The organism is Cerasicoccus arenae (genome assembly GCF_014651635.1).
Lineage (GTDB): Bacteria > Verrucomicrobiota > Verrucomicrobiia > Opitutales > Cerasicoccaceae > Cerasicoccus > Cerasicoccus arenae.
Genome location: NZ_BMXG01000024.1, coordinates 1 through 14,170 on the forward strand (window position 1 = coordinate 1; position 14,170 = coordinate 14,170).

Below are 14,170 nucleotides of genomic sequence, written 5' to 3' on the forward strand. Positions count from 1 at the left end.
CCCCAATGGTGATGGAGGCGGCGTTAGTCTTGCGGTGCTTAGTCGGTGTTTTGCTCATCTTGAGAAGTATCAGTTCCGGGGAAACGCCTTCTCATTCCTACTGGTTGGGGTTATTTTTAATCCGTAATAAGCACGGCAAATAATATTATCAATCAGTGGCCGATCAGTGCACTATTGAGTTAGGATCGGCGCGCCCGCTATTTGTTGGACGAAATCTGCGGCGCGGCGGCGCGCTTCGGCATCGGCGGCGAGGATTTCTTCCAGCCCTTGTGGATCGCAGGCGGGCACGGCGGCGAGGGTTTGCTCAACGATGCGGGCAATGTCGCAGTAGCCGATGCGGTCGGAGAGAAAAGCGTCCACGGCGATTTCGTTGGATGCATTGAAAACGGCTGGCGCGACGCCTTCGACGCCCATGGCGTTCATGGCCAAACGAAGGCAGGGGAAGAGCTCGTAATTGGGTGGGCGAAAATCGAGCTGGAGCATTTGAGTGAAGTCCAGCGTGGGGTCCACGCCCTCAGCGCGCTCTGGGTAGAGTAGCACATGCTGAATCGCAAAAGTCATCGAGGGCGGCGAGAGCTGCGCGATCACGGAGCCGTCGACATAATGCACCATCGAGTGGACGATGCTTTGTGGGTGGACGACGACCTGAATCTGGTCCGGGCCTTTGTCGAAAAGCCAGTGAGCTTCGATGACTTCCAGGCCCTTGTTGGCCATGGTGGAGGAGTCAATTGTCACCTTCGGGCCCATGTCCCAATTTGGGTGCTTGAGCGCGTTGGCCTTCGTCACGTGCTTCATTTGCGCGGCGGTGAAGTCGCGGAACGGCCCCCCGGAAGCGGTCAGGATGAGCTTGTGCACATCGATGTCGCGCTCGCCTTGCAGGCATTGGAAAATCGCGTTGTGCTCGCTGTCCATTGGCAAGATTTGGCAGCCGTGCTTCTTGGCAGCGGCCATGACGACTTTGCCTGCCATGACGAGAATTTCCTTGCTCGCGAGGGCAATGTCTTTGCCGCATTCAATCGCCGCCAGTGTGGGCTGGAGCGAGAGCGTGCCGACGATCGCGGCCACAACGAGTTCGGCCTCGGGGAGGCAGGAAATTTCGGTCAGGCCTTCGAGGCCGCAGTAGAATGTTGTCCCTTCGGGGAAGGCTCCGCTGGCCCGTGCTTCGTTAAAGGCCGTCTCGTCAAAAATCGACACGTGGCGCACGTCAAATTCGTGGGCGATCTGGGCGAGTTCTCGCCAGCGCGTGCGCCCGGCGATGCCGACGATGTTCAGGCGATCAGGATGTTTGGCGACCACCCGACGGGTGCTTTCGCCGATGGACCCCGTGGCCCCTAGGAGAACGATTTTCTTAGCAGACATTGGCAGTGATAGATTCAGTAGTCAGAAGCGTCGGAGCAACGATTTTTCTTTAGTCTTAATGCCTTAAATCTCAAAAGACATATTGGAAAAGTATGAGCGCGATCGGGCCGGTAAGCACGAGGCTGTCAATCAAGTCAAAGGCACCGCCGATGCCGGGAATGATGGAGCCAGAGTCCTTGACGCCGGCCCAGCGCTTAAGCTGGGATTCCAGCAGATCGCTGACGATAGCCACGCAGCCAATGACGCCGCCGACAATCGCGGTTTTAAAGATCGGCATCGGGATTGGGCAAACTTTCTGGAAGATCACGGCCAGGATTACGCCGACCAAGGCTGAGGCCAAAACGCCGCCCGCCGCGCCTTCGATTGTCTTACCGGGGCTAATCGACGGAGCGAGCTTGGTCTTACCAAACTTTTTGCCAACCAGCAGGCCGCCTACGTCGGAGAATTTTGCCACGGCAATGACCCAGATCGGCAGAAAAATGGAGCCCCATTCGGCCAGCATGAGGCCGTAGAATTGAAGCAGGAACGGCAGGTAAACCAGGCCAAACATCGTTGGCATGAAGCACTCGCCGATTTTAGGTTTTTGCAGGAGTGTGAGCGACAGGATGATCAAGGCGATCGCCGGGACCTCCATGGCACCCGAGACTGGCAGGAAGTAGCTGCCCATCATCACGCCAGCGCCCAGAACAACGCCCAGAATCTTCATTGGCCGAGCCTTGCCGCCTGCTTCGAGCATCGCGTAAAGCTCGAGTTGCGCGAGGATGGTGATCGCCGTCAGCAGAACAACTCCGCCGAAGTTTTTAAAAATCAGAATGACGGCGATGATGGCCCCCCATAGGCCCACCGTGCTGAGTATACGCGCCTTCACGAGTTCGCGATTGCGTGGTCCGTGGGATGCTGAACCTGCTCGCCGGTTTTACCGAAGCGACGCTCGCGTTGCTGATAGGACTCAATGGCTTTGAGGAAGTGTTCCCGGCCAAATTCCGGCCAGAACACCGGGCTGAAAAAGAGTTCAGAATATGCACATTGCATAAGCAAAAAATTGGAAATGCGACTTTCGCCTGACGTGCGGATGAGCAGGTCCGGATCGGGCACGCCACGGGTGTAGAGATAGTTTTCGAAATGCGGCCAGTCGAGGTTGCGGGGGTCTTCCTTGCCCTCACGAACGGCTTCAGCGTAGGCGCGGACGGCGTCCAGAACTTCCGTGCGTGAGCCGTAGTTGAGGGCAACGTTGAGCTGGCGCTCGGTAAAGTGGGCGGTCTGCTCCAGCGCTTTGTGCAGCGGTTTTTGGACGCGGTCGGGAAGTTCTTCGGGGCGCCCAATAACATTGAGCCGGACCTCGTTTTTGATCAGATCCTTGATGTTGCGCTTCAGGAACAGCTCCAGCAGGTCCATCAGTGAGGCAATTTCATCGGGTGGACGTTGCCAGTTTTCCACCGAAAAGGCGAACAGAGTAAGGTGTTCCAGCTCGATTTCCCGGGCGACTTGGATGATCTGGCGCACATTTTCCACGCCGCGACGGTGGCCCTCAATACGGGGTAAGCCACGTTGGCGCGCCCAACGACCATTGCCATCCATGATAATGGCGACATGGCGGAGGCGATTATGACCCTTTGGAGACATGGCGTTTAAGTAAGAAATCTGCGCGGCTGGTTCCGTCAAACCACCCTTTTACTGAATATTCCACCCTGTCTAATTGGTAGGATAAATGCAACATGAAATACGGAGAGCTGCCCCATAACGTTCATTGATCTCGGAGGTCCTATGTGCCTAGCCATTTCGGCCATATGAGGCGGGATCGGCTATGTGGGGTAGACTTTAAGGAGGTATCATCCCTTCTGTAGAACGAGTCGTGCCCACTTCACCTTTGCCTTACTTACCAGGAGGCTAGGCTGATTTTCGATACGAAAAATGCAGGATAATCCAGCCGCTTCAGCGTGTTTAAGGGTACGCTGGACGTCGGTAGGCATAATATATTCGCCCAAACCGGCTGGGCCATTTCGGAGCGAAAGTCCGCATTTTCCGTTTGGTTTTAGCAGTGAGGCAAGTCGCTTGATTGCGTTGTGTTGGGCTTGCGGGTCGAGGTGATGCCAGACCCCATCGGCGAGGATGAAATCCAGCGTCGCTTCCAAGCCATTTAAGCGATTCAACTCGGGCAGGGAGTCTTTGATCCATTCAATTTCCAGCTTCGCATAGTGGTTTTGCGCCGCCGTTAGAAACGCGGGCATCGGCTCCACTGCGACGACTGAGTGGCCCATTTGGGTGAGTGCGGCTGCGTTTTGCCCAACGCCGCAACCGACATCCAGCATACGGCTTGGGGCGGCGGGGAGGTGCGGTAGGAAATCTCGGCAAACTTCGTCGAAACAAAGCGTTTGGCTGACTTCAATAAATCGTTCCACGGACTTTCCGTAGCCCGCAATGCCTGGTACTGCGTGCATGGAGCACTCTATAAGCTCGGCACGGCGGCGAGGAGCTTTTTCGTGTAGGGGTCTTGAGGATTGGAGTAAATTTCTTCGGATGTGGCCTGCTCGACTAGCTTACCTTGGTTCATCACGAGGACAAAGTCGCTAATGTGCTCCACGACGGCGAGGTCATGCGCAATAAACAGATACGTCAGCCCAAGTTCTTCCTGAAGGTCCTGGAGCAGATTGACGATTTGAGCCTGTACCGAGACGTCGAGTGCGCTGACGGGTTCGTCGCAGATGATAAACTCCGGCTCCACGGCGAGGGCGCGGGCGATGCCGATGCGCTGCCGTTGGCCGCCGGAAAACTCATGCGGATAGCGGCTGCGGCTGTCGGCGGGCAGGTTTACTTTGCCCAACAGATCAAGGATACGGGCGGATTTTTTGGCCTTATCCCAGGCAGGAAAATGGATGTCCAGCGGCTCGGAGATAATTTGCTCAATGGTCATGCGTGGATTAAGCGAATTAAACGGGTCCTGAAAGACCATCTGGATTTTTTTGCGGTAGGGAAAGAATGCGGGGCGGGTCATCGCGCCAATATCTTTCATGCCTGGAGGGGCTGAGCTGGAGGCATCTCCGAGGGTGTTGTCGTAGTAAGTCTGCTTTGGCTCAGAAGGCGGCAAATCGCTCTCGGCGAGGGGGGGGGAGTCTGCGTAGAAAATCTGCCCGCTGGTCATTGGGGCGAGCTTGATGATGCTGCGCCCGATGGTGGTCTTGCCGCTGCCTGATTCACCTACGAGGCCTACTGTGGTGCCCTTGGGCACTGCGAATGAGACGCCGTCAACTGCCTTCACTTGGTCGACCACACGCCGCATCAGCCCACCGTGAATGGGGTAATATACCTTGAGGTCGCGGACCTCAAGGAGGGGGGGGGGCTGTTCGACGGATTCAGGCATGGTTTTTAAAAAGCTTGGCTTATCCAACCAGTGATTCGTGGTCGATGGTGGTCAGGCGATGCTGTTTAGCACCGAGGCGGGGGATGCAGGCGATGAGCGCCTTGGTGTATGGATGCTGTGGGTTGCCGAGGACTTCTTCCGTCGGGCCGCTTTCCACGATCTGACCACGGAACATGACGAGCACTTCGTCGGCGAAGTCCTTGATAATGCCGAAGTTATGCGTGATCAGAATAATCGACATCGTGTGCTTCTGGCGCAATTCCTTGAGCAACTCCATGATTTGTGCCTGGATGGTGACATCGAGCGCGGTTGTGGGCTCATCGGCAACGAGTATTTTGGGCTCGCAGGCGAGGGCCATGGCGATCATGACACGCTGCTGCATGCCGCCGGACATCTCGTGCGGGTAGGCCTTGTAACGCTTTTCCGGGTCGCGGATACCCACTTGGCGGAGGGCGTTGACCACGCGACCGGGCACGTCTCGCTCTTCAGGCACGTGGAGCTTGATCGCCTCGGCGATCTGGTAGCCAACGGTGAAGACCGGGTTGAGCGAGGTCGAGGGCTCTTGGAAAATGTAGGCAATCTCCTTACCACGGATCGAGCGCAGGTCTCGCTTGGGCATCTTGAGCACGTCTTGGCCGCGGAGGAAAATTTCGCCGGAAATCTGGCAGGTGGGTGGCTCGGGCAGCAGGCGCGTCAGCGACATTGCGGTGACGGACTTGCCGCTACCGCTTTCGCCAACCACGGCCAGCGTCTTACCTTCGTCCAGATGAAAACTGATGCCCTTGACGGCCTCGGTTACGCGGTCACGGCCTTGGAAATTGATCTTTAAATCTTTGACGTCGAGAAGCGGCATTACGGGCGGGCTGGTTTTGCGGGCATCATATCGCCCTAAATTGCGAAAAATCGGCAATGATGCAAGCGGGATTGCGAAGTGAGTTTTAATGTGCAGCGTTTGCCGGATTGTGAGAACCCATCCAATCCAATGGCGCGCCGCCATCAATGAAGGCATTGCTGCCGCCAAGGCCAACCTGATACCGGGTGCGCTCCTGATCTTCTGTGGCATATTGCTGGTCGTGGGCTACTATCAGGTTGAAGCGGTGCGCAATACATTGGACTGGGTGGGTGAGTTGCAGAAGCGTTTTGGCCCGGCATTCGCGATTCCATCCACGGCTTTTTTCGGCGGCGTCCTGCCGTTGGTTTTTCGGCGGGTTTTCTTGAAAGAGAGCAGCCGATGGCAGGATTACCTGTTTCAATCGCTTTTTTGGGGTGAGAAAGGTCTGGAAGTCTACTTCTTCTATAAGATGCAGGCTGCGCTGTTTGGCCACTCCGCAACCTGGCAGAGTATTTTGCCCAAGGTTTTAGTGGACCAGCTTATCTATGTGCCGCTGGTCGCGGTGCCCAGCATGGTCCTCGGCTACCTTTGGAAGGCGTGCGGCTACAGCATAGCCGATACGCGTGCTGCTCTGCTCCGGCGGAGCTACTGGGAGCGCAGCATCCCCGTCATGATTTCCAACTGGGGCGTCTGGACCCCCGCCGTCATCATTATCTATACCTTCCCGCTGGCCCTCCAACTGCCGTTGGAAAACCTGATCCTCACCATCTGGGTGATGCTCGTGATCCTGCTCACGCGTGAGCGCAGGGCTGCATGATGGCGTTCAATCTGCTTTGCTGCGATCAATCACAGGTTTCATAAACTTCTAGGGTTTTAGCTTCACTTGTCTGATGTGGACATTACTATCGCTTCTGAATTAAATAAGTTGCCCATGCGCTCTATTATTAAATATCTTATTCTACTGCTGTGCTTCGGGCCGATGAGCGCGTTTTCTCAGAATCTTTCTAAGGAAAATATTAGCACTGGCCGCGGCGATTTGTTGCAGAGCGCTCACTCCCATGCGCCAATTTATGTGCCAGAGTGTAGCAGCCCGCAGGCCACCATAAAAAGCTTTAATGAGTTAGCCAAGGCCGTGGGAGATGTCTTCAAGGGTGGTGATTATTATGGCGATGTCGATTGGACTCAGGAGCAGCAGTTGATCGCGCTTTATGGCAAAATGGATTATTTGATGAATACTGATTCGCTGGCAGAAGACGACCGCTACGCACAGATAAACATCATCATCTCTCAGCTCGTTGAAATCCTGGACCGGATCGAAACGCCTGAAATAGAGAGCATTCCGAGTGCTCATGAGCTCCCGGAAGGTGTGGAGTATTGGCAGTTGCCGCGAACGGAAATTTCCTTGGAGCAATTACAGGAGGGGCCTCGTAAAGGTGATTGGGTCTTTTCGAAGCATACCATGCATCAAATGGATGACCTCTACGCACGGGTCGAAACCTTGCCGTATCGCACGGATGCCATCGTCGGCGACATCAACGTGGATGGAGGGCTGCTCGACAACTATATCGCCTTCACCGGCCCGTTGATTCCCGTTGATTTTACAAAAAAAATCCCGCGCGTTCTGCGGGTGAAGCTCTTTGGAGATCCCATTTGGAAGTACCTAGCGACTTTAATTACGCTTATGTTTCTCGGTGCCATTTACTGGCTCGTCCGATTCTTGACTCGTTTTCGGCAAGATAAATACGATAGCCCGAATCATATCGGTATGCAGTTTCGCCGCTTGACGCTGCCATTGTTCATGATGCTGCTGCTGCCGCTAACGATCAACCTGATCACGGTGGACATTCGGTTGCGTATCTTGCCCTTGGCGATCACTGACGACATCCTGTGGCTGGCATTTTATTTTACCGCGTTTTGGCTGAGCGTTTGCGTGGCCAACGTCATTTCGGCCATTATTATCGCGTCGCCCAAAATTAGCCCGTTTGGGTTGGACGCGAGTCTGGTGCGGCTGAGTTGCCGACTCGTGGCCTACCTCGTTGGCGTTTGGATTTTGGTCGAGGGGATGCAGCGTCTCGGGCTCTCGCTGGTACCGCTTATTGCGGGGGTTAGTGTGGGTGGCTTGGCCTTTGCATTAGCAGCCCGACCTACTTTGGGGAACATTCTTGGTGGCGTGCTGATTTTTGCGGATCGCCCCTTTAAGGTTGGGGAGCGCGTTGTCATCAACAAGCATGATGGCGTGGTCGAAGAAATTGGCCTGAGATCAACACGTATCCGCACGCTGGACGGGCATTTGCTAACCGTGCCCAATGAAGAGGTCAGCAGCAGCTACGTGGAAAATATCGGCCAGCGACCACACGTGAAGCGACTGTTAAACGTAACGCTGACCTATGACACGTCTCCCGAAAAAATAAAGGAGGCGATGGACATCATCAAACAGCTTCTCTCGGAGGACGAAGATGGCGGCAAAACCGCCGAGGACTTGGGACGCCCGAGCAATCGGCATGTAAACTCCGGCGATTTTCCGCCGCGTGTTTATTTCAACGATCTCAATGCCGATTCGCTAAACATCATGGTCATCTACTGGTTCACTCCTGCTGATTACTTTGACTATCTCGCGCACGCTACTTGGTTCAACCTCGAGCTCATCGGGCGCTTTAACGCCGCAGGCATCGACTTCGCATTCCCCACCCAGACGATCGAATTGAAGCAAAACGAATCCGGGCCATCTACGCAGCCGAACACGTCAGACGCCTGACCAAGGCTTCGGGCAGATCGGCCAATGAGCGCGAAATGCGCTACATTTTGCAAGTGACTCATGGCGCGGGATGCGAAAATGTGCCGCGTGGTCAAATTCGTTCTTAGTAACCGTTTCGTCGTCGGCGTTTTTGTGGCGACGTTGCTGGCGGCGGTTATTCCGCAGGGTGCGGCGGAGGGGAGTTGGCTGTTCCCGCAGTGGACGACGAAGATTGGCGTGTTTGTTATTTTCTTCCTGCAAGGGATGATTCTGCCAACGGAAGAGCTACGCCGGGGCCTTGCGCAATGGAGGGTCCACGGTTTTACGCAGTTGTTTATTTTTGTTGTGATGCCGCTGTTGGCTTGGTTGTTGAGTTTGCCTTTCACCGAGATTCTCGGCCCGGCGCTTACATTTGGTTGGCTGTTTCTGGGCATTGTGCCTTGCACGATTTCGACCTCGGTCGTCTATGCGACGAAATCCGGCGGTTCGACAATTGTTGCCCTGTTTAATACGTCCGTGGCCAACGTGCTCGGTATTTTTATTGTGCCCGCGTTTTTCGTCTGGTGGACGGGGAACTCCGGCGAGGGGGCACCGATTGGGGAGATGCTGCTCAAGATCGTTATTTTGCTGCTCTTGCCATTGATATTAGGGCAGGGGATGCGGCCGCTTCTGCGGGCATTCATTGATCGGCACAAGCACCTGCCAGGGAAGATTACGCCCTACATCATCTATTACATTATCTACCTGTCATTTGCCCAAGCGGTGCTCAATCGATTCTGGGAAAAACAACCGCCAGCCGCCTTGGCGATTTCTTTTGGCGGGACGGTTCTGCTGGCGCTGGTTTCCTGGAGCCTCTGTGCGCTGGCGCTTCGTTCACTGCCCTTCAAACGGGAGGACAAACTAAGCGCCTTCTTTTGCTCGACTCAGAAAACCGTGGCGGCTGGTGTGCCGATGGCCCAAAGCTTATTGGCTTTCCACGAGTGGGACACTGGCGTCGTCCTGCTGCCGCTTTTATGTTACAGCTTGCTCCAGCTTTCACTTGGTGGGTTGATCGTGGGAAAACTTGAAGCAAAAAACGTTGCTGAGCGTTGACGACTTGGCAGAAGGACTACACGCTATTGCTTTCGTCATCCGACAAAATCACGAACCACACAATATATTAAGATTATGGCTTACGAACTTCCAAGTCTCCCCTATGCGTACGATGCGCTCGAACCGCATATCGACGCTCAGACGATGGAAATCCATCACAGCAAGCACCACGCTGCCTATGTCTCCAAGCTCAATGCCGCGCTTGAAGGCAGCGGCTACGATGCACCATGCTGCGTCGCTGAGCTCTGCGCAAAGATTTCCGATGTGCCTGAAAAGATCCGCACTGCAGTCCGCAACAATGGTGGCGGTCACGCCAATCATAGCCTTTTCTGGACGGTCATTGCGCCAAACGGCGGCGGTGCACCAACCGGTGAAGTTGCCAAGGCCATTGATTCCGCTTTTGGCTCTTTCGACAAGTTTAAGGAGGAATTCGCCGCTGCTGCTGCGAATCGCTTTGGCTCCGGCTGGGCGTGGCTCGGTGTGAAGGACGGCAAGCTCTGCGTCTGCTCCACTCCAAATCAGGACAATCCACTGATGAAGGGCTTGGTCGATTGCGTTTGCACGCCGATTCTCGGCCTCGACGTCTGGGAGCACGCCTATTACCTGAAATACCAGAACAAGCGCCCAGACTACATTGCAGCCTTCTGGAGCGTCATCAACTGGGACAAGGTCAACGAATACTACGCCAAGGCAATTGCCTAGTTTCGGCGATAAGCTCGTATGAATTTCAGCCCCGGTCAGTTTTGGCCGGGGCTTTTTTTTGAGGTTAAAGGTAAGAGTGGAGAGGTTAAAGTATGTGGGGCAGGAGGGCTTCATCGCTTGACTGTAAAATGGATTTTGGTCTGCAACTATTGCGCCTGAATATGCTTTAACCTTTAACCTCTTCACTTTAACTTGTAGCCTTCTATCCCCATGATTCGCCGAGCTGTTGTTTTCTTTTTTCTCCTTACTCTTGCTACGCTGGCTCATGGCCAACGTTATGACCCGGGTTTGATTGGCCGCTGGAAGGTGGAGTTTCAGGACCCGCCGGAGCGTAAGATCGTTGAAGCGCAGTTGGCCTCGCTTAATTTGGGGCATCTGGGTTCACGGCTGAGCTTGCCGACGCTCGACCCGCTGATCATTACGATTTCGCGCAATAAATTCCTCGTGCAGGCCGAGAGTCATCTGTTGGAGGCTTATAATTGCGTCTTGGAGCCCGACTCCATTGTCATCCTCGACCGCCAAGAGAGACTCGCCGTTGTTCCTCTAGAATATAATTACACTTTGGAGGGCAATAAACTCACCTTAACGGGGACGCTGAATAAGATCAACAACCTGCCGGTTAAGCTCGAGTTACGACGCGTGATGGCGATCCCGACCTATGTGGACGGCACCCGTGGCTGGCTCACCCGTCAGGGCTTTCTTGATTTGGGCAAGCTCAGCATGTTTCGCGGAAATCAGGTAGTCATCATTCAGAAGGACAAGCAGCAGGTTCGTTATGAAATTGGTCAGCTTTCACCGCTCGATCAAGTTTCCCTGCATGAGCCGGAGCTCGTTGCCCCAGACCGTATTCAGGCCACGTATGAGATGGAGGAAAAACGTATCGCGAGCCTGCCTTACCCGATCTTATCTAATAATGCCGCCGCGGCGAACCCCATGTATTTTACCAAGGAATATTTCTTCGATGAGGACGCCATGAACGAGGGCTATCTGATTACGATTTATAACACTCCCGATGGCGAAATCACCTTCCGTGCGCATGGCACAGGCGGCGGCACGAAGCAGGGCGATACCGACATTCGCTACATGAAAGATCGCAAGAACCAAGATCGCATGGTCATTTGGGTTGCTGATGAGGAAATCTATGAGCGGACAGAAGAAGACATGAAATAGCGCGAGGCGCTGATCAGCCATTGGTCACGGTGCTTCGTAAATGGCCTTCAATTTCATGCAAAGCGTTTGGGTGCTTTTTTGGTAAACGGATGGTCTTTGTGGGCAAATGTTTCATATATCTACTTCACTTTTCGGGGTTTTCGGTCATGATTGAGCTCACACAAGCATCACGAGAAAATAATTACTATGAGCACTGCCACCACGCTTCCTGAATACGTTGACGGGCTCCCCAATATTGCGGGCGCTGAATCCCTCATCGAGGCTACCATTGCCGAGGCCGCGAAGACCTCCCCCTACGCGGGCGATAATTCGATCAACTTTGATCACATTAAGAGCGCCGCGGCAATTGCGCTGCACCAGCATCAGCCGCTCATTCCTCAGCGTACAGGCAACCTGCAAACTGCGCCGCTAATCAGCAATCTGCGGCACATGCGGGAACACCCGAACGAGGGCGATAACCATAACTGGTCAGCCTTTGCTTGGTGCTACAAGCGCATTGGTGAGTTCGTGCCCGAGTTGATTCATCAGGGGAAGCAGCCACGTTGCATGCTGGAGTATTCCGGCACACTGTTCCACGGCCTTCGCGACATGGGCTTGAATGATGTCATTGACAGCCTGAAGGGCGTTACCATGAACCCCGACTACCGCCATTGCATTGAGTGGCTGGGCATGCCTTGGGGGCACGCTGTTGCGCCTTCGACTCCCGTGCAGGATTACCGCCTTCACGTGAAGGCTTTCCAACAGCATTTTGCGGGCATTTTTGGCTTGGAGGCTTTGGGCCGTCTGCGCGGTTTTTCTCCTTCGGAAATGGCGTTGCCGAACCAGCCCGACGTCGCCTACGAATTCATTAAGACGCTCGTGGACTGCGGTTACGAGTGGGTGCTTGTGCAAGAGCACACTGTGGAATTACCCGAGTCTGGGCATGGTCCGCAGGCCAAGCACCTGCCTCATCGCCTCGTGGCGAAAAACTCCGAGGGCGAGGAAGTGAGCATCATTGCGATCATTAAGACGCAGGGCAGCGACACCAAGCTCGTTGCCCAGATGCAGCCTTGGTATGAGGCGCAGAGTCTCTCTCGTTGGGAGTTGGCAGGTAAGCAGGTCCCCCCCCTCGTCACTCAAATTGCCGACGGCGAAAACGGCGGTGTGATGATGAACGAGTTTCCGGGCAAGTTTAAGGAAGTATGCGCCAACGCCTCCGGCACGGACACTCCGATGATGAACGTTTCCGAATACCTCGATAAGCTCTTTGGCATGGGTATCAAAGTCTCGGATCTCCCAGTTGTGCAGCCCGCGCAGCAAAAGAAGATCTGGGATCGAGTGAAGCCTGGCTGTGGCCCTAAGAAGCTCGAAAAGGCCATTGAAAAGCTCAAGGAAGAAGACCACCAGTTCCACATGGATGGCGGCAGCTGGACGGATAATATATCGTGGGTCAAAGGCTATGACAATGTCCTTGGGCCAATGGAGGAGGCCAGTTCGATCTTCCACGAAAAGGTCCTCAAGCCCGGTATGCCCACCGACGAAAATCGCTACCGCAATGCCCTATTCCACTTGATGAGTTCGCAGACCAGTTGCTACCGCTATTGGGGCCAGGGCGAATGGACGGACTTTGGCCGCGAAATTTGCCGCCGCGTCGGTGCCATTGTGGAAAGCGATTATTAAGCCCTCATCTGGGCGGATTCTTCAGACGGAATTCCGAGGTGGTCGCTTAGGCATTCCGGAACTTTTGCCGACGCCGCTGGCAAATGAGAACTGCGACAGTAGCCCAGCCTAGGCCTAGAGCGTATGTTGCTGGCTCGGGCACGGCAGTAAAGCCAACGATTCCCTTGCCGGTTCCATCGTCGAAGAGAAAGGTGATCTGATAGCTCAGGAAGGGTTCGATGCCAGTGTTTAGGTGCCCATCGGTGCCGTCAGGTTGATCATCCACCTTCACCAACGCGGGATCCTTGAGTACCTTAGCCAAGTATTCATAGAGCGATCCCCCCCCAAACGCTCCTACAGCGAAGTTTGTTCCATCCACTAGGACGCTGTTGTCTTCGAAGGTGGTAAGATACTCGCTCGGTACATTTGGCACTGTGATATGTGGCTCGATCGAATGGCCCGGCCCTTCGACAATTGCGGCATCAGGTGCCCCAGAGTCAATTGTCGTTGGAATTGCTTCCGAAGACAGGTTTTGCCCATCAAAAGAGATCGTCGTGTTAATCTGCTTTTGGTTATAAGCTTGGTATCCAGTATTGGGGAAGGTGTTGTATTCGGTCGGGATATTATAGGTGGGATTCAGTGGAGCTGTGGCCGTGAAATTGGCAATCTGTGCATCAGAAACGCCCAAGTAGAGGGATTTTGTGCCAGAAGCGACGTCTACCGTGAAGCCAGACTTCAAGCCCGATCCAGCTGGGATTTGCCCAAAAATCGAGTAGAGATAGAAGTCACTGGGGTCTCCTGAAAAGTGGTCTGGCGCAAGGCCAGCGCCGATAATGCCATGGAAGTCCCCATTAGCCACGGTTCCTCCATTCGGATAGGTCGCAGTATTGTAGCTGCTCCCAAAATTTACGTTCGATACGGGGACGGGTTGGCCCGCGCGGTCATGGAACACCACGGCACCTGAATACTCGTTAAAGGGGTGGTTGCTTGAAGTCGCAATGCCATAGCTGGCAATGGACGAATTGCCGGTATTCGAACTCGTGCCCAAGTCGACGCCAGTATTGGTGATCAGTGAGCTGCTGCCAGTGTCGAATAAGAATAGCTTGGGCTCAGTTGTCCCAGAACCAGCCTGAAAGCTGACCTCAATGCCAATACGCAAATCATCGCTGCCATCGTAGTGGAGCACGAGTGGGATTTCGACTTGGGCTTCTGCGGTGCAAGCTACAGTGAGTAGTATAAGCCCAAATAAATGGGCATGGAGGTTAGCGAGCAGGTTTTTCATCCA

The 14,170-nt window shown here is 54.5% G+C and carries 13 protein-coding genes; 6 read left to right on the forward strand and 7 right to left on the reverse strand.

The window, feature by feature from the left end; all coding sequences use genetic code 11:
- Window positions 1-171 precede the first annotated feature (171 nt).
- The 6 genes from dxr to IE065_RS15415 form a co-directional block, all read right to left on the reverse strand.
- Window positions 172-1,359, reverse strand: coding sequence for a 1-deoxy-D-xylulose-5-phosphate reductoisomerase (gene dxr / locus IE065_RS15390; RefSeq protein ID WP_189516687.1), 1,188 nt, complete (start codon window positions 1,357-1,359; stop codon window positions 172-174).
- 70 nt (window positions 1,360-1,429) lie between these two features.
- Window positions 1,430-2,227: a phosphatidate cytidylyltransferase gene (locus IE065_RS15395; RefSeq protein WP_189516689.1), complete on the reverse strand. Its 798-nt coding sequence runs from the start codon at window positions 2,225-2,227 to the stop codon at window positions 1,430-1,432.
- Complete coding sequence (uppS, locus tag IE065_RS15400) at window positions 2,224-2,982, reverse strand: undecaprenyl pyrophosphate synthase (protein ID WP_189516691.1); 759 nt, start codon at window positions 2,980-2,982, stop codon at window positions 2,224-2,226. Before uppS ends, IE065_RS15395 begins: the two co-directional genes overlap by 4 nt.
- 206 nt (window positions 2,983-3,188) lie before the next feature.
- A complete protein-coding gene (locus IE065_RS15405; protein ID WP_189516693.1) occupies window positions 3,189-3,797 on the reverse strand; it encodes a class I SAM-dependent methyltransferase in 609 nt (202 codons plus the stop codon).
- An 8-nt stretch (window positions 3,798-3,805) separates the two neighbouring features.
- A complete protein-coding gene (locus IE065_RS15410) occupies window positions 3,806-4,717 on the reverse strand; it encodes an ABC transporter ATP-binding protein (protein ID WP_200163383.1) in 912 nt (303 codons plus the stop codon).
- Window positions 4,718-4,736: 19 nt separating this feature from the next.
- Window positions 4,737-5,570 carry an ABC transporter ATP-binding protein gene (locus tag IE065_RS15415; protein WP_189516790.1) on the reverse strand — a complete coding sequence of 278 codons (834 nt, stop codon included), beginning with the start codon at window positions 5,568-5,570 and terminating at the stop codon, window positions 4,737-4,739.
- A gap of 109 nt (window positions 5,571-5,679) precedes the next feature.
- On the opposite strand from IE065_RS15415, the gene IE065_RS15420 reads away from it, so the two are divergent.
- From IE065_RS15420 to IE065_RS15445, 6 genes are all read left to right on the forward strand, one after another.
- Entirely contained in the window at window positions 5,680-6,366 is a 687-nt protein-coding gene (locus tag IE065_RS15420; protein ID WP_189516694.1) for an Mpv17/PMP22 family protein, read from the forward strand.
- Window positions 6,367-6,528: 162 nt separating this feature from the next.
- A complete protein-coding gene (locus IE065_RS15425; RefSeq protein ID WP_189516696.1) occupies window positions 6,529-8,304 on the forward strand; it encodes a mechanosensitive ion channel family protein in 1,776 nt (591 codons plus the stop codon).
- Between the two features lie 60 nt (window positions 8,305-8,364).
- Complete coding sequence (locus IE065_RS15430; RefSeq protein WP_189516698.1) at window positions 8,365-9,375, forward strand: bile acid:sodium symporter; 1,011 nt, start codon at window positions 8,365-8,367, stop codon at window positions 9,373-9,375.
- A 75-nt stretch (window positions 9,376-9,450) separates the two neighbouring features.
- Window positions 9,451-10,077 carry a superoxide dismutase gene (locus tag IE065_RS15435; protein ID WP_200163385.1) on the forward strand — a complete coding sequence of 209 codons (627 nt, stop codon included), beginning with the start codon at window positions 9,451-9,453 and terminating at the stop codon, window positions 10,075-10,077.
- Between the two features lie 210 nt (window positions 10,078-10,287).
- Window positions 10,288-11,247 (forward strand): hypothetical protein, encoded by a 960-nt coding sequence (locus tag IE065_RS15440; RefSeq protein WP_189516700.1) that lies wholly within the window; start codon window positions 10,288-10,290, stop codon window positions 11,245-11,247.
- A 186-nt stretch (window positions 11,248-11,433) separates the two neighbouring features.
- Complete coding sequence (locus IE065_RS15445) at window positions 11,434-12,906, forward strand: glycosyl hydrolase family 57 (protein ID WP_189516702.1); 1,473 nt, start codon at window positions 11,434-11,436, stop codon at window positions 12,904-12,906.
- Between the two features lie 46 nt (window positions 12,907-12,952).
- On the opposite strand, the gene IE065_RS15450 is transcribed toward IE065_RS15445, so the two are convergent.
- Window positions 12,953-14,167 carry a hypothetical protein gene (locus IE065_RS15450; protein ID WP_189516704.1) on the reverse strand — a complete coding sequence of 405 codons (1,215 nt, stop codon included), beginning with the start codon at window positions 14,165-14,167 and terminating at the stop codon, window positions 12,953-12,955.
- Between the last annotated feature and the right edge of the window lie 3 nt (window positions 14,168-14,170).

Excerpts from the sequence above, each read along its gene's own strand:
- dxr (WP_189516687.1), bottom strand. The coding sequence starts at position 1,359 with ATGTCTGCTAAGAAAATCGTTCTCCTAGGGGCCACGGGGTCCATCGGC.
- uppS (WP_189516691.1), bottom strand. The coding sequence starts at position 2,982 with ATGTCTCCAAAGGGTCATAATCGCCTCCGCCATGTCGCCATTATCATG.
- IE065_RS15405 (WP_189516693.1), bottom strand. The coding sequence starts at position 3,797 with ATGCACGCAGTACCAGGCATTGCGGGCTACGGAAAGTCCGTGGAACGA.
- IE065_RS15410 (WP_200163383.1), bottom strand. The coding sequence starts at position 4,717 with ATGCCTGAATCCGTCGAACAGCCCCCCCCCCTCCTTGAGGTCCGCGAC.
- IE065_RS15415 (WP_189516790.1), bottom strand. The coding sequence starts at position 5,570 with ATGCCGCTTCTCGACGTCAAAGATTTAAAGATCAATTTCCAAGGCCGT.
- IE065_RS15425 (WP_189516696.1), top strand. The coding sequence starts at position 6,529 with ATGAGCGCGTTTTCTCAGAATCTTTCTAAGGAAAATATTAGCACTGGC.
- IE065_RS15430 (WP_189516698.1), top strand. The coding sequence starts at position 8,365 with ATGGCGCGGGATGCGAAAATGTGCCGCGTGGTCAAATTCGTTCTTAGT.
- IE065_RS15435 (WP_200163385.1), top strand. The coding sequence starts at position 9,451 with ATGGCTTACGAACTTCCAAGTCTCCCCTATGCGTACGATGCGCTCGAA.
- IE065_RS15440 (WP_189516700.1), top strand. The coding sequence starts at position 10,288 with ATGATTCGCCGAGCTGTTGTTTTCTTTTTTCTCCTTACTCTTGCTACG.
- IE065_RS15445 (WP_189516702.1), top strand. The coding sequence starts at position 11,434 with ATGAGCACTGCCACCACGCTTCCTGAATACGTTGACGGGCTCCCCAAT.
- IE065_RS15450 (WP_189516704.1), bottom strand. The coding sequence starts at position 14,167 with ATGAAAAACCTGCTCGCTAACCTCCATGCCCATTTATTTGGGCTTATA.